22 protein-coding genes and 1 riboswitch are annotated in these 22,068 nt (G+C 73.6%); of the genes, 11 read left to right on the top strand and 11 right to left on the bottom strand.

Annotated elements, in window-relative coordinates:
• Positions 1-204: 204 nt before the first annotated feature.
• The 5 genes from thrB to lysA all read right to left on the bottom strand — a co-directional run bounded on the left by thrB (position 205) and on the right by lysA (position 5,098).
• Positions 205-1,056, bottom strand: coding sequence for a homoserine kinase (thrB, locus tag VK501_RS15120; protein ID WP_324338700.1), 852 nt, complete (start codon positions 1,054-1,056; stop codon positions 205-207).
• A 13-nt stretch (positions 1,057-1,069) separates the two neighbouring features.
• On the bottom strand, positions 1,070-1,429 hold the full coding sequence (locus tag VK501_RS15115) for an STAS domain-containing protein (protein WP_324338697.1): 360 nt from the start codon (positions 1,427-1,429) through the stop codon (positions 1,070-1,072).
• Positions 1,430-1,530: 101 nt separating this feature from the next.
• Positions 1,531-2,544: a threonine synthase gene (thrC, locus tag VK501_RS15110; protein ID WP_324338695.1), complete on the bottom strand. Its 1,014-nt coding sequence runs from the start codon at positions 2,542-2,544 to the stop codon at positions 1,531-1,533.
• A gap of 8 nt (positions 2,545-2,552) precedes the next feature.
• Positions 2,553-3,779 carry a homoserine dehydrogenase gene (locus VK501_RS15105; protein ID WP_324338693.1) on the bottom strand — a complete coding sequence of 409 codons (1,227 nt, stop codon included), beginning with the start codon at positions 3,777-3,779 and terminating at the stop codon, positions 2,553-2,555.
• Positions 3,780-3,799: 20 nt separating this feature from the next.
• Positions 3,800-5,098 (bottom strand): diaminopimelate decarboxylase, encoded by a 1,299-nt coding sequence (gene lysA / locus VK501_RS15100; protein WP_324338690.1) that lies wholly within the window; start codon positions 5,096-5,098, stop codon positions 3,800-3,802.
• 51 nt (positions 5,099-5,149) lie between these two features.
• On the opposite strand from lysA, the gene VK501_RS15095 reads away from it, so the two are divergent.
• Positions 5,150-5,827: an alpha/beta hydrolase family protein gene (locus VK501_RS15095; RefSeq protein WP_324338688.1), complete on the top strand. Its 678-nt coding sequence runs from the start codon at positions 5,150-5,152 to the stop codon at positions 5,825-5,827.
• 256 nt (positions 5,828-6,083) lie between these two features.
• Here the strand turns inward: VK501_RS15095 and VK501_RS15090 are convergent, their stop codons facing one another.
• Positions 6,084-7,289 (bottom strand): murein hydrolase activator EnvC family protein, encoded by a 1,206-nt coding sequence (locus tag VK501_RS15090; RefSeq protein WP_324338686.1) that lies wholly within the window; start codon positions 7,287-7,289, stop codon positions 6,084-6,086.
• 98 nt (positions 7,290-7,387) lie between these two features.
• Here VK501_RS15090 and htpX point away from each other — a divergent pair, with 98 nt between their 5' ends.
• Both htpX and pspAB read left to right on the top strand, forming a co-directional pair.
• On the top strand, positions 7,388-8,317 hold the full coding sequence (gene htpX, locus VK501_RS15085) for a zinc metalloprotease HtpX (RefSeq protein ID WP_324338685.1): 930 nt from the start codon (positions 7,388-7,390) through the stop codon (positions 8,315-8,317).
• 3 nt (positions 8,318-8,320) lie between these two features.
• Positions 8,321-8,893, top strand: coding sequence for a PspA-associated protein PspAB (gene pspAB / locus VK501_RS15080; protein WP_324338683.1), 573 nt, complete (start codon positions 8,321-8,323; stop codon positions 8,891-8,893).
• Between the two features lie 18 nt (positions 8,894-8,911).
• On the opposite strand, the gene VK501_RS15075 is transcribed toward pspAB, so the two are convergent.
• From VK501_RS15075 to VK501_RS15060, 4 genes are all read right to left on the bottom strand, one after another.
• Positions 8,912-9,223, bottom strand: coding sequence for an ATP-binding protein (locus VK501_RS15075; RefSeq protein WP_324338682.1), 312 nt, complete (start codon positions 9,221-9,223; stop codon positions 8,912-8,914).
• 207 nt (positions 9,224-9,430) lie between these two features.
• Complete coding sequence (pspAA, locus tag VK501_RS15070) at positions 9,431-9,730, bottom strand: PspA-associated protein PspAA (RefSeq protein WP_324338680.1); 300 nt, start codon at positions 9,728-9,730, stop codon at positions 9,431-9,433.
• A complete protein-coding gene (locus VK501_RS15065; protein ID WP_324338678.1) occupies positions 9,727-10,479 on the bottom strand; it encodes a PspA/IM30 family protein in 753 nt (250 codons plus the stop codon). Before VK501_RS15065 ends, pspAA begins: the two co-directional genes overlap by 4 nt.
• 90 nt (positions 10,480-10,569) lie before the next feature.
• The gene (locus VK501_RS15060; protein WP_324338676.1) at positions 10,570-11,166 is read right to left on the bottom strand and encodes a hypothetical protein; all 597 of its coding nucleotides are present in this window, start codon (positions 11,164-11,166) and stop codon (positions 10,570-10,572) included.
• Positions 11,167-11,188: 22 nt separating this feature from the next.
• Positions 11,189-11,336, bottom strand: a riboswitch (cyclic di-AMP (ydaO/yuaA leader).
• 169 nt (positions 11,337-11,505) lie between these two features.
• Between VK501_RS15060 and VK501_RS15055 the strand changes: the two genes are divergently transcribed.
• Genes VK501_RS15055 through VK501_RS15045 form a run of 3 tightly spaced genes read left to right on the top strand, consistent with a single transcriptional unit; the run spans position 11,506 to position 13,827 of the window.
• Entirely contained in the window at positions 11,506-12,705 is a 1,200-nt protein-coding gene (locus VK501_RS15055; RefSeq protein ID WP_324338675.1) for a cell wall-binding repeat-containing protein, read from the top strand.
• Complete coding sequence (locus tag VK501_RS15050) at positions 12,702-13,028, top strand: hypothetical protein (RefSeq protein WP_324338674.1); 327 nt, start codon at positions 12,702-12,704, stop codon at positions 13,026-13,028. Before VK501_RS15055 ends, VK501_RS15050 begins: the two co-directional genes overlap by 4 nt.
• A 4-nt stretch (positions 13,029-13,032) precedes the next feature.
• Positions 13,033-13,827, top strand: coding sequence for a class I SAM-dependent methyltransferase (locus VK501_RS15045; protein ID WP_324338672.1), 795 nt, complete (start codon positions 13,033-13,035; stop codon positions 13,825-13,827).
• Positions 13,828-13,834: 7 nt separating this feature from the next.
• On the opposite strand, the gene VK501_RS15040 is transcribed toward VK501_RS15045, so the two are convergent.
• Complete coding sequence (locus VK501_RS15040) at positions 13,835-16,975, bottom strand: hypothetical protein (protein ID WP_324338670.1); 3,141 nt, start codon at positions 16,973-16,975, stop codon at positions 13,835-13,837.
• A gap of 100 nt (positions 16,976-17,075) precedes the next feature.
• Here VK501_RS15040 and VK501_RS15035 point away from each other — a divergent pair, with 100 nt between their 5' ends.
• The 5 genes from VK501_RS15035 (at position 17,076) to VK501_RS15015 (ending at position 21,790) form a co-directional block, all read left to right on the top strand.
• Complete coding sequence (locus tag VK501_RS15035) at positions 17,076-18,110, top strand: LLM class F420-dependent oxidoreductase (RefSeq protein WP_324338668.1); 1,035 nt, start codon at positions 17,076-17,078, stop codon at positions 18,108-18,110.
• A gap of 91 nt (positions 18,111-18,201) precedes the next feature.
• Positions 18,202-19,533: an exodeoxyribonuclease VII large subunit gene (xseA, locus tag VK501_RS15030; protein ID WP_324338666.1), complete on the top strand. Its 1,332-nt coding sequence runs from the start codon at positions 18,202-18,204 to the stop codon at positions 19,531-19,533.
• Positions 19,530-19,787, top strand: coding sequence for an exodeoxyribonuclease VII small subunit (gene xseB, locus VK501_RS15025; protein WP_324338664.1), 258 nt, complete (start codon positions 19,530-19,532; stop codon positions 19,785-19,787). The genes xseA and xseB overlap by 4 nt, the downstream gene beginning before the upstream one ends.
• Positions 19,784-20,839, top strand: a complete 1,056-nt coding sequence (locus VK501_RS15020) for a hypothetical protein (RefSeq protein ID WP_324338662.1) — start codon at positions 19,784-19,786, stop codon at positions 20,837-20,839. Before xseB ends, VK501_RS15020 begins: the two co-directional genes overlap by 4 nt.
• Before the next feature lie 153 nt (positions 20,840-20,992).
• Positions 20,993-21,790 carry a 3-hydroxyacyl-CoA dehydrogenase family protein gene (locus tag VK501_RS15015; protein ID WP_324338660.1) on the top strand — a complete coding sequence of 266 codons (798 nt, stop codon included), beginning with the start codon at positions 20,993-20,995 and terminating at the stop codon, positions 21,788-21,790.
• Positions 21,791-22,068 lie beyond the last annotated feature (278 nt).

Genomic DNA, 22,068 nt, shown 5'->3' with positions numbered 1-22,068 from the left:
ACCGAGAGCGCCCGCGCCCACTGCCAACCTCCCCGTCATCGCCGACGGACCACGCACCGCACCACGGCCAGCGCGCCGAGCGGAACGCCACCAGCCCCGGCCACCGCACCCCGGCCACCGCGCCGAGCGGAACGCCACCAGCCCCGGCCACCGGCCCCGGCCAGCGCGCCGAGCGGAACGCCACCGGCCCCGGACGACCAACCCCTACAACTCGCGCACGTCCGCCCCGTGCGGCTCGAACGGCGCCCGCAGCACCTGGGCCCACCCGCCCACCTCGCGTCGCAGGCCCTCCATCACCCCGCCCGTCTGCTCGTAGTGGCACCAGACCAGCACCGTCGGGCCCGCGCCCGAGATCGTCGCGCCCAGCGCGCCGAGCGCCGGCGCGCGCTCCACGACCTCCATCGACCGCGGGAACAGATGCGCGCGGTAGGGCTGGTGCAGCCGGTCGGCCAGCCCCCGGCTCACGAGGTCCCAGTCACCCCGTGACAGCCCCAGCATGAGCAGCGACGCGTGGGCGACGTTCGCCACGGCGTCGGCCATCGGCACGACCTTCGGCAGCGCCGCCCGGGCCTCCTTGGTGCGGACCGGGTCGTGGGGCACGACCAGCACGGCCTCCAGGCCCGCGGGGGCGTCGAAGCGGGTCGTGGAGCCGTCCGCGCACACGACGAAGCCGCCGTGGAGCGCCGCGGCGACGTTGTCGGGATGGCCCTCGAGCTCGCTGGCCAGGGCGAACACGTCGGCGTCGAGCTCGAAGAGGTGGTCGGCCGCCATGAGGCCGCCGACGTACGCCGCCGCGCTCGTCCCCAGGCCGCCCGACAGCGGGATCGACGAGCGGATCCGGAACTCGAAGTCGTCGGGCGGGTGCAGGCGCTCGAAGCCGCGGACCGCGAGGTTGCGGCGGTCCTTCGCGATCGCGAGGTCCGTGACGACGGCGAACCGACCGGTCTCCACGACCTCGATCTCGGTGTGCAGCGACAGGGCGGCGGCCAGCGCGTCGAAGCCCGGGCCGAGGTTCGCCGAGGACGCGGGCACGCGGACGAGGCGACGACGCTCCATGAGCGCCGGAACCCTACCCGGCGCGCAGGTCGTGCGGGCCCGAAGCCTCCGACTCCGCGAGCGGCAGCGCCGCGACCACGCCGCAGACCTCCAGCACCCGCCGGGCCGCCGGCGGCACGTGCGAGATCACCAGCGTGACGCCGTCGCGCTCGCAGTGGCGCGACGCCGACAGCAGCAGGACCACCCCGCTGGAGTCCATGAACGTCACCTCGCCGAGATCGAGCATGAGCGTGCCGGGCCGCTCCTCACGCACCGCCGTGAGGTGGTCGCCCAGCAGTGGCGCCGAGGCGAGATCGAGCTCGCCGGCCAGCGCGACCGTCACGGTCTCGCGATGGCGTCCAACCGTGATGGTGAAGTCCTCGGGCGGCAGCATGGGTGAACCTGCCGCGCAGAGCGGCCATCCCCAGGACACACGTCCACGCCGAAGATCACACGCCGGCGTCAGGCGGCTGACGCCCCCGGCCTGAGACGTGCTTACCCCAGGACCGCGTGCTCGACGGCGTCCAGCTCCGGCTCGCAGGGCACGACCGAGCCGGCCTGCATGAGCGCCGTCTGCGGGTCCTTGAGCCCGTGGCCGGTCAGGATGCACACGATCCGCGCGACGCCCTCGGGGGCGCCGTACTTCAAGAGGCCGGCGACGCCTGCGGCGCTCGCCGGCTCGCAGAACACGCCCTCGCCGGCGGCCAGGAAGCGGTACGCGTCGAGGATCTCGTCGTCGGTGACGGCGCGCACCATGCCGTGCGACGAGGTCATCGCCGCCATCGCCTCCTCCCAGCGCGCCGGGTTGCCGATCCGGATCGCGCTGGCGATCGTCTCCGGGTCCTCGATCACGCGCCCCTCGACCAGCGGCGCCGAGCCCGCGGCCTGGAAGCCCAGCATCCGCGGCGACTGACCGATCTCCTGGAAGCCCTTCCAGTAGGCGGTGACGTTGCCCGCGTTGCCGACCGGGATGCACAGCGCGTCGATCTCGCCGATCGCGTCGTGGATCTCGAACGACGCGGTCTTCTGCCCCTCGATCCGGAACGGGTTGACGCTGTTGACCAGGCCGATCGGCTGGCGGTCGCAGACCTCGCGCACGAGCTTGAGCGCCACGTCGAAGTTCCCCCGCAGCGCGATGACGCGCGCGCCGTGCATGAGTGCCTGGGCGAGCTTGCCGGTGGCGATCTTGCCCTCGGGCACGATGACCGCGCCCCGCAGCCCGGCGCGCGCCGCGTAGGCGGCCAGCGACGCGGCCGTGTTGCCCGTCGAGGCGCACAGGACCGCCTCGGACCCGTTGCGGACGGCGTCGGAGACCGCGCAGGTCATCCCGCGGTCCTTGAAGGAGCCGGTCGGATTGGCGCCCTCGATCTTCAGGAAGACCTCGGCGCCGACGCGCTCGCCCAGCTTGGGCGCGGGCACCAGCGGCGTCGATCCCTCCTGCAGCGACACGATGGGGTCGCCGGGCGCGAACGGCAGGCGGTCGCGATAGCGCTCGATGAGGCCGGGCATGATGGGTCCTAGAACTCCTCGTCGATGACGCGGATCGCGCGCGGCCGGGCCCGGACGAAGTCCAGGCCGGCGATGAGGTCGACCGCCGCGAACAGCCGGGACTCCAGCACGGGGTGCAGCACCATCACGAGGCGGGCGTCGGCGCCGAGCCCCTTCTGCACGAAGGACTTCACGCTGATGCCCTGCAGGCCCAGGATCTGGGCGAGCTGCGCGAGCACGCCCGGCTCGTCCGCGACGTCGACGTGCAGGTAGAACGCGCCGGTGACGTCGGAGATCAGCTCCAGGCGCTGGGAATCGGTCCCGCCCACCCCCGAGGCGGGCGGGATCATCGCGCTGACCACGTCGCCGAGGACGGCGCTGGCCGTCTGCGGGCCGCCGGCACCGGGGCCGCTGAGCGTGATCTCGGTGATCGCGGGCGACTCGATCGTCACGGCGTTGAACGGGCCGTTGATCGACGCCAGCGGGTGGGCGCCGTAGAGGAACGCCGGGTGGACGCGGACGCTCAGGCCGCCGTTCACGCGCTCGGCGGTGCCGATGAGCTTGAGGCCGAGGCCGAGCTCACGCGCGTACTCCATGTCATCGGCGGTCAGGTGCTCGATGCCCTCGTAGGGGATCTCGGCCAGGCTGACCGGCGTGTCGAACGCCAGGCGCGCGAGGATCGCCATCTTCGCGGCGGCGTCCTTGCCGCTGACGTCGTCGGTCGGGTCGGCCTCGGCGTAGCCCAGCTGCTGGGCCTCGGCGAGGGCCTCCTCGTAGCTGGCGCCGGTCTGGGCCATGCGGCTGAGGATGAAGTTGGTGGTGCCGTTGACGATGCCGTGCAGGCGCTCGACGTGGGCGGCGGCCAGCGACTCCTGCAGCACACGGACGACCGGGACGACCCCGCCGACCGCGGCCTCGAAGCGCAGCTGCACGCCGTGCTCGCGCGCGGCGGCCCACAGCTCCTCGCCGTGCTCGGCCAGCAGCTGCTTGTTGGCGGTGACGACGTGCCTGCCCGCGGCCATCGCGCGCAGGACGTACTCGCGCGCCGGCTCCAGGCCGCCGATCAGCTCGACGATCAGGTCGGAGTTGGCGACGATCTCGTCGAAGTCGCCCTCGCTGCGGCGCAGGACGCCCGAGATCTCGGGGCGCAGGCCGGTGACGTTGGCGACGTGGTCGGCGCGCTCGGCCACGAGGTCGGCGAACGCGCCGCCCACGGTGCCGCGGCCGAGCAGGCCGATCCGGAAGGGCTCAGGCATTCCGACCACCGGCGAATGAGTCAGCCATTGCGTTCCTTCGGGAATGCCTCGGCATGTACATCCCTCCGCGTCAGGTCCTCGTAGGTCTCACGCCGCACGACCGCGCGGGCGTTGCCTCCGGAGACGAAGACGATGGGTGGCCGGGGCTGGCCGTTGTAGTTGTTGGCCATCGCGTGGCCGTAGGCGCCGGTGACCGGGATGGCGATCAGGTCGCCCGGCCGCGGGTCCGGCAGGTCGGCGTCGTGGATCAGCACGTCGCTGGACTCGCAGTGCTTGCCGGCGAGGTGGCAGATCGTGCCGTGCTGGTCAGACCTCCCCACCACCATCGCCTCGTAGCGGGCCTCGTAGAGCATCGGGCGCAGGTTGTCGGACATGCCGCCGTCGACCGCGACCCAGGTCGCGACGTTGTGCTTGACCGACTGCACCTCGTACAGCGTCACCGTCGAGTGCGCGACGAGCGCGCGCCCGGGCTCGTCGGCGATGCGCTTGCCGGGGCCGGCGATCTCCCGGATCAGGTCGACCTTGCGTGCGACGTAGTCGTCGATGCCGGGCGCCGACTGCTCGTGCGTGTAGGCGACGCCGAGGCCGCCGCCCATGTTGTAGGTCCTGAAGTCGCCCAGTGCGACGACCGCCTCCAGCGCGGCGCGGAACGGCTCGAGGTCGAGGATCTGCGATCCGATGTGGAAGTGCAGGCCGTCGAGGTCGAGCCTGTCGGAGGCCTGCGCGCGCTCGATGGCGATCTGCGCGTCGGCCGGGTTGAAGCCGAACTTGGTGTTCGGGCCGCCGGTGGAGATCTTGGGGTGCGTGTCGGGGCTGACGCCGGGCGCGATGCGCAGCAGGATCCGCTGCCGGCGGCCGGGCGGGATCAGCCGCTGGAGGCGCTCGAGCTCGTCCATGTTGTCGACGACGATGTCGCCGATCCCCGCGTCGAGGGCCATCTGCAGCTCGGCGACGCTCTTGGCGTTGCCGTGCAGGTGGACCTTGGCCGGGTCGAAGCCGGCGTTGAGCGCGAGGTGCAGCTCGCCGCCGGACGCCACGTCGCAGGCCAGCCCCTCCTCGGCGAAGAGCCGCAGGACCGCGGTGGCGGGGAACGACTTGGAGGCGAAGTGGACCTCGAAGTCGTCGGTGCGCTGCGCGAACGCGGCGAGGAAGCGGCGGGCGCGCGTGCGGAGGTCGTCCTCGGCGACGATGTAGGCCGGCGTGCCGAACTCGCGCGCGAGCTCGCGGGCATCGCATCCGCCCAGTTGGAGCACGCCCTCGGCGTCGAGGGTCGTGCCCAGCGGCCAGACGTGGGAGATGGGGGTCTGCGTCGTCGCCATCGGCGGGCGGCATGATGCCACGCCATGCGCACCGTTCGAGCTGAGCCACCGGTGGAGACCGGCACGACCGACGGGCTGGCCTGGGCCCGCTTCGCTCCGCAGGGGGTCGCCGCCGCCGGCGTGGTGGTCCTCCACGGCGCCGATTCGCGCAAGGAGAGCCACTTCGACTTCGCCCGCGCATGTGCCGCGGGTGGCCTGGCGGCGCTGGCGTTCGACGCGCGGGGGCACGGGGAGTCCGGCGGCGCGCTGGACGGCCGCGCGGTCGACGACGTGGCGCTCATGGCCGACGTGCTGCGGGCGCGCGGCGGCGTGTCGGCCGTCGGGCTGCGCGGGTCGTCGATGGGCGGGTACTTCGCGCTGGTGGCGGCCACGGGGGCGCGGGCCGGCGCCGTCGTGGCGATCTGCCCGGCGTCGGCGGTCGGGCTGTCGGTGGGCGTGCGCGCGCAGCGGTTCGGCTTCGCGGCGGATCGGGACGCGGTCGTCGGGCTGCTGGGGCGGCACGACGAGACGGATGCGGCGCGCGCGCTCGACGCGGCGGCCGTTCCGGTGCTCCTGCTGCACGCCGAGGGCGACGAGGTCGTCCCGGTGGAGCTGTCGCGGGCACTGCACGCGGCGGCGCCGGGCTCGGAGCTGGTCGTCGTCTGCGGCGGCCATCACCGCTCGATCCAGCACGACCCGGAGTTGCAGGGGATGGCGGTGCGGTGGCTGGGACGGGCGCTGGGGGCGTAGCGGCACCGCCTGCCGGCGCTCGTGGCGTCCCGCGCGAGCGCGCCGGCCGTGCGAGGCGTGGTCCGGATCACCGACAAGAGCGCGGACGGTGCGTCGGCGCCTGGTGTCCTCCGCCGGCGTTCGGCGGGGCGTCAGCGAGCGTCCGCCGGCGCTTGGCCGAGCGCCGGGAGCGTCGAGGGACGAATGAATCTCGCTGTACGAGATTCATTCGTCCCTCGATGGCCCATGCCCGCGCGGAACGCCGGCCACCCAAGTCCTACAAGTAGTTCATCGGGTTCTGCACCGCGCCGTTGACGCGCACCTCGAAGTGCAGGTGCGGCCCTGTCGAGTGCCCGGTCGAGCCCGAAAGCCCGATCACCGAGCCCTTGGACACCGACTGGCCGACGCTGACCTTCAGCACCGACTGGTGGCCGTAGCACGTCGACAGCGAGGCCGTGTGCTGGATGCAGGTGTAGTTGCCGTAGCCGCCGACCCAGCCGGCGATCGCGACGCGGCCGCCGTCGGCGGCGCGGATCGGGGTGCCGGTGGGCACGGCGATGTCGATGCCCGGGTGGCAGGACTCCCAGGCGCGGGACTCGCAGAAGGGTGAGGTGAGCGGGCCGTTGACCGGCCAGATGAAACGGCCGCTGCCGCCCTTGATCGGGCCCGCGGGCAGGCTGCCGCCGCCCTGGAGCTGCGCCTGGACCTTGTCGGACTCCTTCTGGAGCTCGTCGAGGTGGGTCTCCAGCGACTTGCGCTCCGTGCGCACCTTGCCGAGGGCGTTCTTCTTGTCGTTGCGCGTCTGCTGGTAGCCGACGCGCGTGTCGATCAGCTGCTGCTTGACCTGGGCGACCTGGTCGCGGCGCTGCAGGACGATCGTCGTCAGCTGCTGCTGGCGGCGCTCGAGCTTGTCGAGGCGCGCGGCGGTCGCGGTCGCATCGGCCTTGGCGTCGCGGACGAGCTTGATGACGTTGTTGTCCTGCTCCTGGATGCGGCCGAGGAACTCGCCGCGCTCCAGCAGGTCGGCGAAGCCCTTCGAGTTCAGGACGACGGTGACGAGGTCGGGCTTGTCGGCCTCGTAGAGCTCGGCCAGCCGGCGCGAGAGGATCCTGCGGCCCTCGGCCAGCCGGGCGCGCAGCCGGGCCAGGCGCGCGCGCTCGGAGCGCAGCTGCTTCTGGGTGCTCACGAGCTCGTTGCGACGCGCGTCGAGGTCGGCCTGGATGCGCTGCTCGCGCGTCTGCAGCGTGCTGATCGACCCCTGCAGCTTGGAGATGCGCGTCGACCAGCGCTGGATGTCGGACGTCAGGACGTGCTCGGTGCCCTTGCGGCGGCCGATCTTCCCGCGGGTCGTATCGATCTTCTTCTGGAGGGAGGCGGCGCGGCCCTGCGGAGACGCCTCCGAGCCGAGCGGCAAGACCAGCCACAGCGACGCGCAGAGCACCAGCGGTAGGACAGCACCGGCCAGCACGTGGCGCAGGCGCATGCGATCGGGCATGGTAGGCGGCCCGCATGTCGAACCTGCAAGGCACCGTGCGTACGACCTTCATGGTTCCCTAAGGCAACAGGACTACCATTCCCCGCATGAACACCTCGTTCGGTCGCGACACCGGTCTGCAGATCCGGATGCTCGTGACGATGCTCCTGCTCGGGCTGGTCTACGTCGTCTTCGCCGCGGTGCTGTTCGCCAGCGTCGGTGGTGCGGTCGCCGCGATCGGCTGCGGCGCGCTGCTCGCGTTCCAGTTCTTCGCCTCCGACAAGCTCGCGCTGCGCTCGGTCGGCGCCAAGGAGGTCTCCCCCCAGGAGGCTCCCGAGCTGCACGCGATGATCGAGCGCCTGTGCGTGCAGGCCGACATCCCGAAGCCGAAGATCGCGGTCGTCTCGACGCCGGTGCCCAACGCGTTCGCGATGGGCCGTTCGCCCAAGGCCGCCACGGTCTGCGCGACGACGGGCATCATGGACCTGCTCTCCCCCGCCGAGCTCGAGGGCGTCATGGCCCACGAGATCACCCACATCGTCAACCGCGACGTGATGATCATGACGCTGGCGGGCTTCTTCGCCTCGGTCGCGTCGATGATCGTCCAGTTCGGCTTCCTCTTCGGCGGCGGGTACGGCGGGGGCGGCTACTCCGACGACGATGACGACGGCCCGAGCTTCATGGTGATCATCCTCGTGTCGGCCATCGTCTGGGTGGTGAGCTTCTTCCTCATGCGGACGCTGTCGCGCTACCGCGAGTTCGCCGCCGACCGCGGCGCCGCGGTCATCACCGGCCGCCCGAGCGCGCTGTCCTCCGCCCTGCTGAAGATCAGCGGCATCAACGAGCGCATCCCGCAGAACGACCTGCGCGCCCACGCCGAGATGAACGCGTTCTACATCGTCCCGGTGAAGGTCAAGGAGTCGATCTACAACATCTTCTCCACCCACCCGCCGATGGAGCAGCGCATCGCGGCGCTGTCGCGGCTGGAGTCCCAGCTGCAGGGCGGCGGTCCCGTGCGCACCGCGCTGGCGTCCTAGCCCATGGGCCTCTTCGACGCGCTGCTGGGCCGCAGCAAGGTCAAGGGTCCCGCGCCCGACCGGCTGTTCGCGATCACGACCGCGGCGGTGGCCCTCGAGTCCGGTCCCGGCATCAAGAACCGGGGCCGGGCCGCGATCGTCTTCCAGCCGCTGGCGACCGGCGACTTCCAGCAGATCGCCTCCGAGATGGAGGAGGTCGTGCGCGGCACCGGCGAGGAGACCGGCACGACGCTGACGACCAGCGACGACAGCTACGGCTACCGCTGGATGATCCTGCACGACGACGACATCGAGGACCTCGCGGTCGGCGTCAACGCGGTCTCCGACGCGCTGGCGATCGGCGGCTACGGCAACCGCGTGCTGGCGTCGGTCTTCGCGTTCGAGCAGTCCGACGGCCGGCCCGTCTACTTCATCTACAACTACAAGCGCGGCACCTGGTACCCCTTCGTGCCCGCCCGCGGCGACCAGCAGCGCGACACCGAGCGCGAGCTGCAGGTCAAGGCGCAGCTGGGCACCGAGCTCCCGGTCGAGCCCGAGCTCGAGCGCTGGTTCCCCCTCTGGGGCATCCCGATCTAGGGAGCGCCCGAGGCGGCGTCAGTCGGCGCCGAGCTCGAACCAGACGTGGGTACGGCCTTCGCGGACGCCCCAGTCGCGCGACAGGGCCTCCACGAGGTGCAGGCCCCAGCCTCCCACCTCGGTGGCCGCCTTGGTGCGCGCGGCGGGGACGAAGCCGTGCCCGTCGTCGGTGATCTCGCACCGCAGCACGCCCCCGCCGTCGGCGTCGAGCATCACGCGCACCATGTCGCCCTCGCCGTGACGCACGGCGTTGGTGACGACTTCGGAGACGAGGAGACGAGCTTGGTCGGCGACGTGCGACGCGACCGTGCCGTCGAGGTCGTCGAGCATGTGCCGCCCGACGGCAGGGGCGAGGGAGTCTCGGGGGATGTCCTGGACGCGCATCATCGGGCAAGGGGCGCTGCGACCGCCGCGGCGGGCCGCGAGCGTGCAGTCCTGGTACCCACGCGGCGCGCGTCCATGCGGGGCGGGCCCGCGCACGCCGGGCTGCGCGGCGCCCTTCCCCGAAGGACGCCGCGCCGGCCGGACCTCTTGCTCCTAGGCCGTGGTGCTGCTGGGCGGGTCGGGCACCAGGCCGTCGCCCGTGAAGTCCTGCCCGGCCTCCACGAACGACAGGTCGGCCGGGGGGAAGATGATCTCCGACGAGCGCAGGTCGTCGTCGGCGATCCTGGTGCCGTTGGTCCGCACGTACTGCAGCAGCTCCTCGAAGAACGAGTGGAACGCGTCCTCGTCGTCGCGGTCCACCGCGGCGACGGCCGCGTCGTCGAGCTCGTTGAGCTTCGCGTGGTGCGCGTCGTCGAGCTCGTACTGGCCGTCCTCGGAGATGCGGACGATCATGCCTGGCCCTCTTCGAGCTGCTTGGAGTCGCCGGCGGCGCCGGGACCCAGCTCGGCCTTCATCTTGGCCAGCTCGTCGTCGACCGTGGCGGTGCTCGAGAGCTCCTTGAGCTGACGGTCGATGTCGTCCTCGCCCGAGCCGAGCTGGGTGAGGTCGTCGAACGCGCCGGAGGCCTCGAGCTCGCCGACCGCGTCGGCGCGGGCCTTCATCTGCTCGGTCTTGTCGACCGCGCGCTGCATCGCGAGACCGACGTCGGCCATCTCCTCCCCGACGCCGGTGGCGGCCTCGGAGATGCGCACCTGCGCCTCGGCGGCGGAGTACTGCGCCTTGATGACTTCCTTCTTGGTGCGGAAGGTCTCGATCTTGGTGGTCAGCTTCTGCTGGGAGTCGACCAGCTTCTGCTGCTGGGCCTCCAGCTCGGTGACCTGCTGGTCGAGCCCCTGCAGCTCGGTCTGCGCGACGTTCTTTCTCTCCAGCGCGACGCGGGCGAGCTCCTCGTTGCCCTGCGAGAGCGCCTGACGCGCCTGCGTGTCGAGCTTGACCACGGACTGCTCGAGCTTGGTCGACTGCATCTGCAGCCGCTTCTTCGCGGTGACGACGTCCGCGATGCCCTTCTTGACGTTCTGCAGCGACTCCAGCTGCTTCTGGTAGCTGTAGTCGAGCGTCTCCGCCGGGTCCTCAGCGCGGTCCAGCAGCTTCGAGATCTTCGCTTTGACGACCGTCGAGAAACGGCCACTAACGCCCGGCATCGGGCCTCCATACTGATCGCAGGATCGGGGTCAGCTCTAGCCTACCCCGCCCGCGTCCAGACCTGGCCGCCGGCGCGGCGGCCAGACGACCTAGAACCCGTTGGGGTGACGGGCGGTAAAGCCCTTGGTGCTGCGCAGCGCGGGGCGCCAGCGGGGGCCCTTGCCGCCCGCCGAGTCACCGGCGGCGCTCGTGTCGAGGCGCAGGCCGGCGATGACGGCGAACGCGTGACCGGGGTTCGTGTAGACCGTGATCCAGGTGCCGGCGCCCTTGGCGCCCCACTTCATGAACGAGCTCGAGTCGAGCGGGCTCGTCAGCAGGTCGGCGCCGTGCAGCGCGTAGGAGACGGTGCCGGAGCAGTCGTAGCCGCGCGAGGTGAACCGCGCGTTGTGGCCACCGCCGTAGACGTACGGCTTGCCGATGATGAGGTTGGCCGCCGCGATGGCGTCCTTGACCTCCTGCGGCGCGCTCACGGGCGCGGCGGCGTAGCCGTTGGGCAGCATCGTCGCGGTCTGCTCGGGCGTGAGCTGGACCGTGGCGGGGTTCGGCTCGCCGTAGGCGGCGCCGCCGGTGGGAACCACCGGGGCCGTGGGGGCCGGGGCGGTCGTGCTGCTCGTGTCGGTCGTGCCGGCCGTCGTCTGCGCCATCGCCGCAGGTGCGGCGACCAGCGATGCGACGATCGTCAGCACAACGGCAGATGCCCGCAAGGTCGATTCCTCTTTCGTCGGCCTACGGGGTTAGCTGACGGGCTAGCGCGGAAAGAGCCTGCGCTTCGCACGGATTCACCGTGCAATTCGCCCCACACAACTTGGGTCCCCCGCCCACTGGCTCCTCACCAGCGGTTCGGCGTGATCGGCAACCTACACGACTGGGACGAAACGTGCACATCCATGTCCCGCATGACCGGTTGCAAGCTCTTGGGTCGACCTACCGCATGAGGTTCACGACCCCGACCGTTCGGGCGCGGACACACCGACGATGGCCGCCGGCGGCGCGTGACGGCGGCGCGAGGTCGTAGCCTGCCGCGCATGCGTGCCCCACGGTCCACCGCCGCGGCGCTGCTCGCGCTCGCCGTCGTCGCGGCCGGCTGCGGCCGCGGCGCCGACTCCACCACCACGAAGGCCAAGCAGCCCGAGATCGGCGCCAAGGGCACCGAGACGACCGCCGCCGCGGACCTCGGCTTCCCGGTCTTCGCGACCAAGAACACCACGCGCGTGGGCGGCGCCGACCCGGTCGCCGACGCCGCCGCCGTGGCGCGCGCGGTCTACTCCGGCTCCTCGCGGGTCACGCGCCCGCGCGCCGTCGTCCTCGCCGACGACCGCGACTGGCGCGTCGGCCTGGCCGCCTCGGTGCTGATGAGCTCTCCCATCCGGGCGCCGCTGCTCTACGCCCACGGGCCCGACGAGCTCCCCGCGGCCACCAAGAGCGCGCTCGCCGCGCTGGCGCCGACGGGCTCCAAGCAGGCCGGCGGCGCCCAGGTCGTGCGCGTGGGCGACGTGCCGGAGCTCAACGGCATGCGGACCACCGACCTGCGCGGGGCCGACGCCCCGGCGATCGCCCGCGCCATCGACGCCTTCCAGGCCGCCGCGCGCGGGACGACCAGCGATCGCGTCGTCGTCGTCCCGGCCGACTCGCCCGAGTACGCGATGCCCGCGGCCGCCTGGGCCGCCAAGGCGGGCGACCCGATCCTCTTCACCAACAAGGACGACGTGCCGCGCGACACGCGCGCCGCGATCGCCGCCCACCAGCAGCCCAAGATCTACGTGCTCGGGCCCGAGAGCGTCGTGTCCAACAAGGCGCTGGCGCAGCTGCGGCGCCTGGGCACCGTCTCGCGCATCTCCGGCCCGAGCCCGGCCGCGAGCTCGGTGGCGTTCGCGCGGTTCGTGGACGGCAACTTCGGCTGGGGCGTCGTCGACCCCGGCCACGGGTTCGTGTTCGCCAGCACCAAGCGGCCCGGCGACGCCGCCGCCGCCGCCCCGCTGTCGGCCAGCGGCACCTACGGCCCGCTGCTGGTCAGCGACGACCCGGCCGCGCTGCCGCCCGCGCTGCAGGGCTACCTGCTGGACGTGCAGCCCGGCTACACCAGGGATCCGGTGCGCGGCGTCTACAATCACGGCTGGATCGTCGGCGACGAAGGAGCCCTGTCCGTGGACTCCCAGTCGCGCATCGACGCACTCCTCGAGATCGTCCCCGTCAACGAGCGCGCGAGCCCCTCCCCCAAACCATGAGCCAGGCCGAGAACCCCGAGCGCCTCACGCGCAAGGTCACCGTCGACGACGTCCGCCAGCTCATGGGCGCGTCCACGCCGCACTTCGCGCTGCAGCTGCGCAACCGCATCGCGCGGCTGATCGTCGACCTGCCGAAGGACGATCCGGCGCGCGTGCTCGGCGAGCGGGAGATCTGGCGCCTGACCGCGCTGGGCGTCACCGGCGAGGTCCGCGGGCACCACGCCGAGCCCGGCATGAAGCCGCTGCCGTCGGTCACGGATCCCGATGCGGCGATCGGCGGCGCGGGGTCCGAGGACCCCGAGCCGCACACCACGGTCGTCTGACGCCGTGCGGGCGGCGCGCGACGCAGCGCTGCCCGATCCGGTGGCGCGCGCGCTGCCGCTGCTCGATCCCGCGGCCCGGCCCGCCGCGCCCGACGTCCGCCACGGCTACCTCGACCTGATCGGCGACGGCGGCTCCATGCCGTCCACCCCGGCCCAGCGGCTGATGCTGTCGCGCACGCTGCCGGCGGTCTACGAGCGCTGGTGGCGGCCCGCCTGGGGACGCGTGCTGAAGGGCGCGTTCGGCAGCGGGATGCGCGACGAGCACCGGATCGCGCGGCTGCTGCTCGGGCTCACGCCCGGCGACGGCGTGCTGGACGTCGCCTGCGGGCCCGGGAACTTCACGCGCGAGTTCGCCGGGATCGTCGGCGACGGCGGCCTGGCCGTCGGGATCGACGCCTCGCCGACGATGCTCGCACGCGCGGTGGCCGACACGGGGCGGGCGGGCGAGGTCGTGGCCTACGTCCGCGGGGACGCCGTGCGGCTGCCGTTTCGCGACGCGAGCTTCGACGCCGTCTGCTGCTTCGCGGCGCTCCACCTGTTCGAGGACCCCGATGCGGCGCTCGACCACATGACGCGCGTGCTGACGCCCGGCGGGCGCATCGCGATCCTGACGAGCTGCCGGTTGCAGTCGGCGCCCGGGCGCGCGATGAACGACCTCGCCGGCGCCCGCAGCGGCATCCGCCTGTTCGAGCCCGACGAGATCGTCGAGGGGCTCAAGGACCGCGGCTACGCGGAGGTCCGCCAGCGGATCGCCGGCCTCGCGCAGTTCGTCGGCGGCCGGCTGGCCGCGACAGGCTGAGCGCGGATCACGCGGCCACGACGACGAACCGCACGCGCGCCGACGTGGAGCGGTTGCCGGCGGCGTCGGTGGCGGTGAGCGTCGCCACGTAGGTGCCGCGCGCCAGGGCCTTGCGCCCGACCCGGCCCGTGAACGTCACCTTCGCGGCGCCGGCCCGGAGCCTGCGCGTCAGCGTGCCGGCGGCGACCGCGCGCGTGCAGCGCTTGGCGTGCGCGAGCTTCTTGGTGGCCTTGACGCAGCTCTTGCCCTTGCGCCGCCCGGGCAGCTCGCGGGCGATCGCCATCCGCGTCGTCGCCGCCTCCGAGAGCGTGAAGCGGAAGGTCGTGCCGGCGGGCGCGCGCGGCTTGCTCGCGGCCTTCACGGCAGCGCTGACCGCGGTCGCGCCCTTGGCCACGCGGAAGCGCTTGTTGGTGGTCTTGAGGCCGGTGATCCGCGGCGCCGTGCGGTCGGGCCGCACGGCGGGCGGGCCGAGCGGCGGCACGGGCGCCGCAGGCGTGTCGCCGGACGTCTCGCCCACGGGCGGCAGGCCACAGCGGCCGCCGAGCACGTGGACGTAGATCTCGCTGTTGTCGGTGTTCACGCTGGGCACGAGGCCGTGTCCGGCGGCGACGAACGCGACGCAGCCGCCGTCGGCGCTGACCGCCGCGGCGCCGAGGTACTGGTTGCCGAGCGGGGCGTCGCCGTCCGGCGCCGTGGCCAGACGCGTGCGGCCGGCCGCCAGGTCGCGGGCGAACGTCGCGTAGGGCTCGTCGCTGATCAGCGTCGGCGCGAACGTCGGGTCGTACGTGTGGAACAGCACGACGCGGCCGTCGGCCGACAGGACCGGGTCCTGGCCCCCGCTCGCCTTGCCGCCGGCGGCGCCGTCGGCCCGGTCCGCCAGGACGGTGGTGCCGGCGACGAGGTCGCGGACGAAGACGTCGCGCGACCCGCCCGGGTCGGGCACGGCGGGATCGAGGTCCTGGGCGTCGCTGTCGAACGCCACGCGCGTGCCGTCGCCGCTGAGTGACGGGCTGCGCGAGCCCGCGCCGCCCGCCTTGGCGCCGCCGGCGCCGTCGGCGCGGCTGGCCAGCACGGTCGTGCCCGCGGCGAGGTCGCGGACGTGGACGTCGTAGGTGGTGTCGGCGTCGCCGTCGCCCAGGTTGGAGGCGTAGGACTCGAACGCGACGTGCCCCCCGTCGGCCGAGATCGACGCCGCGCCGGACTCGCCGTTGGCGGCCGCGCCGCCGGGCGTCGCGCTGACGAGGATGGTGTGGCCGGCGGCGAGGTCGCGGACGTGGACGTCCAGCATGGGCGTGACGTCGCCGTCGCCGAGGTTGCTCGCGCCGGTCGCGAACGCGACGCGGCTGCCGTCGGCGTCGAGGACCGGCTCCGTGGCGTTCCCGTTGCCGAGCACGCCGCCCTCGCCGACCGACGCCAGCGTCGTCGTGGCGGTCGTGAGGTCGCGCACGTAGACGTCGTCGCGGTCGTTGACGTCGGCGGGATCGAGCGCGGCGCGCGTGACGAAGGCGGCGCGCCGGCCGTCGGCGCTGAGCACCACGTTCTCCGCGTCGGCGGAGGCGGCCGCGCCGTGCTCGCCGCTCGCGCGGCTGACCAGCACGGTCGTCCGGGTCGCCGTGTCGCGGACGAAGGCCTGCGCGACGCGGTCGTCGTCCTCGCCGGAGAGGCCGTCGGCCACCGACGTGAACGCCACCAGGCGGCCGTCGGCGCTGATGGCGCCCTGGCCGGCGACGCGGCTGTCGCCGCCGGCGCTGGCCAGCGCGGCGCCGGGAGCGGCGGAGACCAGCAGCGTGTCGGTCCCGCGGCGGGCGTAGACGCGCCGGGCGTCGGAGCCGAGGCCGGGCAGCAGGCCGCCGTCGCCGTCGATCGGGAAGGCGATCGTGCTCGCGTCGTCGCTCATGGCCGGGATGCTGCTGTCGGCGGTGCTCTTGGCCCCGGCGGCGCCCGGTGCGCGGGTGGCGAGCGCGGTCGTCGCCGCGCCGACGTCGCGGACGTGGGCGTCGTAGCGGGCATCGGCGTCGCCGTCGCCGAGGTTCGTGGCCGAGCTGGTGAACGCCACGCGGGCGCCGGTCTGGTCGAGGCTGGGCGAGTAGGAGTTGCCGTCGCTGGTGCCGGCGACGCCGGTCGGACGGCTGATGAGCGCGACGGCCGCGGTGTCGAGACGGCGGCGGAAGACGTCAGAGGCCGAGTCGACGTCGGCCGTGTTGGTGTTGTTGGCCGACGTGTCGTAGGCGACGTAGAGCCCGTCGCCGCTGACGCTGGCGCTGTTGGCTCCGCCCTGGGTCAGGGCCGCGGCGTCGGCGTTGGCGGTGCTGACGAGCACCGACTCGTCCACCGACACGATCCGGGCGTAGACGTCCGAGTTGTTGTTGGTGTCGTTGACGCCGGTCTGGAGCCACAGCCCGGTCGAGCCGCTGGTGTACGCGACGACGTCGCCGTTGTCGGAGATCGCGGCGCCGTAGGAGCGCTGGGGCACGCCGGCGCCCTGCGGGACCGTGATGAGCGCCATCCCGTCGCCGCTGCCGAGGCGGCGGCGGAAGATGTCGGTCGCGCCGTCGGGGTCGACGCCGCTGAAGTTCTTGGCGTTGGACTCGAAGGCCACGTACTGCCCGTCGCCGCTGATCGCCGCGTCGTAGGAGTAGGCGTCGCCGACGGCGCCCAGCCCGGCCGCGCGACTCACCAGCGTGGTCGTCTGCGCGTCGAGGTCGCGCACGTAGACGTCGCTGACGCCGTTGGTGTCGGCGGGATCCAGGGCGCCGTAGCACTCGAAGGCGACCCGGCGGCCGTTGTCGGAGATCGTCGCCCCACGGCAGGTGACGTGCGCGGGAGCGCCGGCGGCCCCGGCGGCCCGGCTGGCGAGCGTGACGGCGCCGGTGACCAGGTCACGGACGAAGACCTGCTCGACCGCGTCGTCGTCGTCGGGCGAGAGGCTGTCGGAGTCCGAGCTGAACGCGACGTAGCGACCGTCCGCGCTGACGCCGGAGCGCTCCAAATCGGAGTCGTTGACCGGCGTGGCCAGCGGATCGAGCCCGCCGGGGACGGCGGAGACCAGGAACGTGGAGCCGGGCGTTCCGGGCTCCGCGGCCCGGGCGACGGCGCTGGGCAGGCTCAGGACGGCGACGAGGGCGAGGACGGGCGTGAGACGGCGCATGTGCCGATGCCAACCGGGACGCGAGCTCCTGCTTACGCGGTGTCCACCCGCGGCTGGACGGTCCGACCCGCCCGGCGTCGTGGTTACCCTGAGGCGCTCGATGCGTGCTGGAGTGTTTCTCGCCTATTGGCCGTGGTTCTCGCCTACCGAGCAGGTCGAGCTGGCCGTGCTCGCCGACCAGCTGGGGCTGGACTCCGTCTGGGTGGCCGAGGCGTGGGGCCAGGACGCGGTGTCGGTCCTCGGGCTGCTGGCCGGCCGCACGCAGCGCGTCGGGCTGGGCTCGGGCCTGCTGCAGATCCCCGCGCGCAAGCCGACCGCGACCGCGATGGCCGCCGCGACGCTCGACGTGCTCAGCGACGGCCGCTTCCGGCTCGGGCTCGGGCTGTCGGGCCCCCAGGTCAGCGAGGGCTGGTACGGCGTGCCGTTCACGCGCAACCTCGCCCGCACCCGCGAGTACGTGGACATCGTGCGCCGGACGCTCGCGCGCGAGCCGATCCAGGTGCCGCTGGAGGGCGGCGACGATCCCGACCACCCGCCGACGGGGCTCGGCAAGCCGCTGAAGCTGCTGACCCGCCCGGTTCAGGACACGCTGCCGATCTACCTCGGGGCGATCGGTCCGCGCGCGGTCCGCCAGGCCGGCGCGATCGCCGACGGCTGGCTGCCGTTCCTGCTGAACCCGGCCGAGCCCGAGGTGCTGATGGGCCCGCTGCGCGAGGGCGCCGAGGAGGCCGGGCGCTCGCTGGCCGACATCGACGTGGCGCCGGTCGTGCCCGTTGCGATCGACGAGGACCTGGGCGCCGCCCGCGACGCGGTCCGCCCGTGGCTGGCGTTCTACCTCGGCGCGATGGGCGCCAAGGAGAAGAACTTCTACGTCGACCTCGCCGAGCGCCACGGGCACGGCGCCGCCGCTCGCGAGGTCCAGGAGCTGATGCTCGGCGGCGACCGCACGGGCGCTGCGGCGGCGGTGACCGACGCGCTGGTCGACGCGGGCGCGATCGCCACGACGCCGTCCGGGCTCGACGAGCGGCTGGCGACCTACGAGCGGGCCGGCGTCACGACCCTCGTCGCGGTCCCGTGCGGCGAGGACAAGGCCGGCGTGGTACGCGCCCTGGCGGCGGCGACGGTGACGAGATGAGGCGGACGACCTCGCCCAGGGGCTCGCATGCCGACCCGCCCACCCGGCAGCTCGCCCAGGGGCTCGCTCCCGCGGCCGGGGAGGCGTCGACATGAGCGTCCAGCCCCGTCCCGACGGCATCGCCGGATCGTCCCTGGCCGGCCCGTTCCCGGTCGGCGCGTACGCCGAGAAGCTCCGCGACGAGCTGCGCAAGCGCGCGCGGGTGCAGCTCTTCGGCGAGGTGTGGAACTTCCGCGCGTCCAAGGCCAAGGTCTACTTCGAGCTGCGCGACGGCGACGGCGCCGTGCCGTGCTCGATGTGGCGCAACGACTTCGAGCGGCTTGGCTTCGCGACGACCACGTTCACCGACGGCGCACGGGTCGTGGCCGCCGGCGGGCCCGGCTACTACCCGGGGTCGCGCACGTCCTCGCCGTCGTTCTCCTTCGACGTCACCGGCCTGCGGATCGCCGGCGAGGGCGACCTGCTCGCGCAGATGGAGGCGCTGCGGCGCGCGCTCGGCGCGGAGGGCCTGTTCGCCGCCCAGAAGGCCCTCGCGCTGCCCGAGCTGCCGCGCTGCATCGGCGTCGTCACCGGTGAGGGCGGCAAAGCGCGCGACGATGTGCTCGCCGGGCTGCGGCGCCGCGGGTGGGCGGGCCGGCTGGTCTGGGCCTTCGCCCCCGTCCAGGACCGCCACGCCGCGCCCCGCATCACGCAGGCGCTCCAGGACCTCGCGGCGATCGAGGAGGTCGAGGTCGTGATCGTCGCGCGCGGCGGCGGGTCGCTGGCCGACCTCTTCGCGTTCTGCGACGAGACGCTGTGCCGCACGGTCGCGATGCTGCGCGTGCCGGTGATCGCGTCGGTCGGCCACCACACCGACCGGACGCTCATCGACGACGTGGCGGCCGTGAGCTGCTCGACGCCGACGCACGCCGCGGAGTCGGCGGTGCCGTGCCATCCGCTGGAGGCGCGGCAGGCGCTGGCGCGGTGCGCCGCGGCGCTGGAGGCCCATGGGCGCCGCGCCGTCGTCGGCCGCGCGCGCCACCTGGCGGCGCTGTCGCGGGCCCCGGCGCAGGCGATCGAGCGCCATCGCGTCGCGCTGCGCCAGCGGCTGCGCGAGCTGCGGGCCAGCGCCCGCCGGCGTCTGGACGACGACGCCGAGCGCGCCGGCCGGCGGGCGCTCGCGCTGTCGCGCAAGGCCGCCGCGGCGGGTGGGCCGGAGGACCGCGCGCGGCGCACCGCGCTGGAGTCGCTGGCCAGCGCGCTGGCGGCGCACGACCCGGAGCGCACCGTCGCTCGCGGGTACGCGATCGTCGACGACGGCGCGGGCGGGATCGTCACCTCGGCCGTGCAGGCGCGCGAGCTGGGCGACGTGCGGCTCTTCTTCGCCGACGGCGACGTCGGCGCCCATGTTGAGGACATCAAGAACCCCGAGGAGGGCGCGTGAGCACCCAGACCTACGAGGCCGCCACCGGGCGGCTGGAGGAGATCATCAAGCGGCTGGACTCCGGGGAGGCGGGCCTGCGCGAGACGCTGGACCTCTGCCAGGAGGGCCGTGGCCTGGTCGAGTTCTGCGCCGGCGAGCTGGACGCCGTCGGACGCGGGCTCGAGGAGCTGCGCCTCGACGAGCTCGTGGCGCGCCTCGAGCAGCGCCCGGGTGGGGCCGCGCCGGTCGCGGACGCCGCGGCGCCGTCGTCGTGAGCCGCCTCTGGGAGCGCATCGCCGATCTGCCGCTGGAGATCGAGGACTACGCGCTCGAGCGGCTGCAGCGCGACGTGTCGTCGGACTTCACGCGCGTCTCGACCGTGCTGCGCTTCCGCGGCGGCGACGGACACGAGGGACTGGGCGAGGACGTCAGCTACGACGCCGAGGACCAGGCTGCGCTGCAGGCGGCGGGACCGACGCTGCCGCTGGCCGGCACCTGGACGCTGGAGTCGTTCTGCGACCACCTCGCCACGCTCGACCTCTGGCCGGAGCCGGCGCGCCACGACGCGTCGCGGCAGTACCGCGTGTGGGCGTACGAGTCGGCGGCGCTGGACCTTGCGCTGCGCCAGGCCGGCGTGCCGCTGCACGAGGCACTCGGTCGTCCGCTCTCCCCCGTGCGCTTCGTCGTGTCGCTGCGCCTGGGCGAGCCGGCGACGATGGAGCCGCTGCGCGCGCGGCTCGACCGGTATCCGGCACTGCAGTTCAAGCTCGACCCGACGGCGTCGTGGAACGACGCGCTCGTCGCCGAGCTGGCGGCCACGGGCGCCGTGGAGAGCGTCGACCTCAAGGGCCTGTACGTCGGCTCGGTGGTCGACAACCCGCCCGACCCCGTGCTCTACCGCCGCGTCGCCGAGGCGTTCCCGGACGCGTGGATCGAGGACCCGGCGATCACCGACGCGACGTGGCCGGCCCTCGAGCCCCACCGCGACCGCATCACCTGGGACGCCAACATCCACAGCGTCGAGGATGTTCTCGGCCTGCCGTTCCCGCCGAAGATGGTCAACGTCAAGCCGTCGCGCCTCGGCGGCCTGCGCCCGCTCCTGGCCGCCTACGAGCACTGTGAGGAGCACGGCATCGGCATGTACGGCGGCGGCCAGTTCGAGCTCGGCGTCGGTCGCGGCCAGATCCAGCATCTCGCCTCGATCTTCCACGCCGACGGTCCGAACGACACCGCGCCGGGCGGCTACAACGACGTCACGCCGGCCGAAGGGCTCCCGGAGAGCCCGCTGCCGGTGGCGGCGAGCGCCACCGGATTCCGCTGGGGATAGCGAGCACGCCGGCGGGACGTGCGGACCGGCCTCGTCGGCGCCGTGTCGCGGCCCCACCGGGCTCCCCAGCCCGAAGGACGGCGAGGGCCCGCGGGCCCTCGCGCATCGAGGCGGTGGAGCCCGGCGGACCGCATCCCGATAGAACTCCGGCCCATGAACGAGCGACTCGGGATCGTCGGCAGCGGCGCCATCGCCTGCGGCCTGGCCGCGGCCGCCGCGCGCCACGGCGAGGTGGTCCTCTGGGCGCGCTCGGAGGACTCGGCCGACCGGGCGCGGGCGGTGGTCGAGAAGGCGTGCGGCCGCCTGAGCGGCGAGGTCAACGCCGCGCACGTGAGGGTCGGCTGCGACCTCGGCGCGCTGAGCGGCGCCACCGCCGTCGTCGAGGCCGTGGTCGAGGACGCCCGCGCCAAGGCCGCGCTGTGGGCGGAGCTGGCCGACGTCGTCGGTTCGGACGCGCTGCTCGGCTCGACGACGTCCTCCCTCTCGGTCCAGGAGCTGGCCACCGCGAGCGGGGCGCCCGAGCGCTTCGTCGGCCTGCACGTCTTCAACCCGGTGCCGAAGATGAAGCTCGTGGAGCTCGCCTTCCCCGCCGAGGCGACCGTCAGCACGCGCACCCGCGCCGCCGGCCTGTGCGAGGACCTCGGCAAGACCGCGGTGACCGTCCCCGACACGCCCGGCTTCGTCGTCAACCGCCTCCTGTTCCCCTACCTGTTCTCCGCCGTCGCGTTCCAGGAGGAGTCCGGCCTGTCGGCCGAGGCGATCGACACCTGCATGCAGCTCGGCGCCGGCCACCCGATGGGGCCCCTCGCGCTCCTGGACTTCGTCGGCCTCGACGTCGCCCAGGCAATCGGCGAGGCGATCGGGACCACCGTGCCCGCCACCATCGTCGCCCTCGTCGCCGACGGCGCGCTGGGCCGCAAGAGCGGCCGCGGGTTCTACACGTACGACTGACGCCGGCCTCGGCGTGCGGGCTGGCGCTCATGGCGCTCAGCCCCGGCGTTGGTCGTGCCGCGACGCGTGGTTCGGGGGCACTGACGAGAGCGAGCGCCCGGGCGGCGCCGGCGCCCCGGGGCGTCCGCCGGCGCCGGGGCGCGGGAGGTCCGTCGAGGGTCCGGGTCGATTCATGGGGAATATGTAGGCACGAGGCGACCCGGACCTCGAAGCGTGGCGATTCATGCCCGAACCATCCCCCCTCGGCGCCGGCGGCAGACCGACCAGGCCGGCGCCCG

Source organism: Baekduia sp. (genome assembly GCF_035318805.1).
Lineage (GTDB): Bacteria > Actinomycetota > Thermoleophilia > Solirubrobacterales > Solirubrobacteraceae > Baekduia.
The sequence above is the reverse complement of the archived record's forward strand: the minus strand, read 5'-3'. Positions and strand labels throughout refer to the sequence as shown.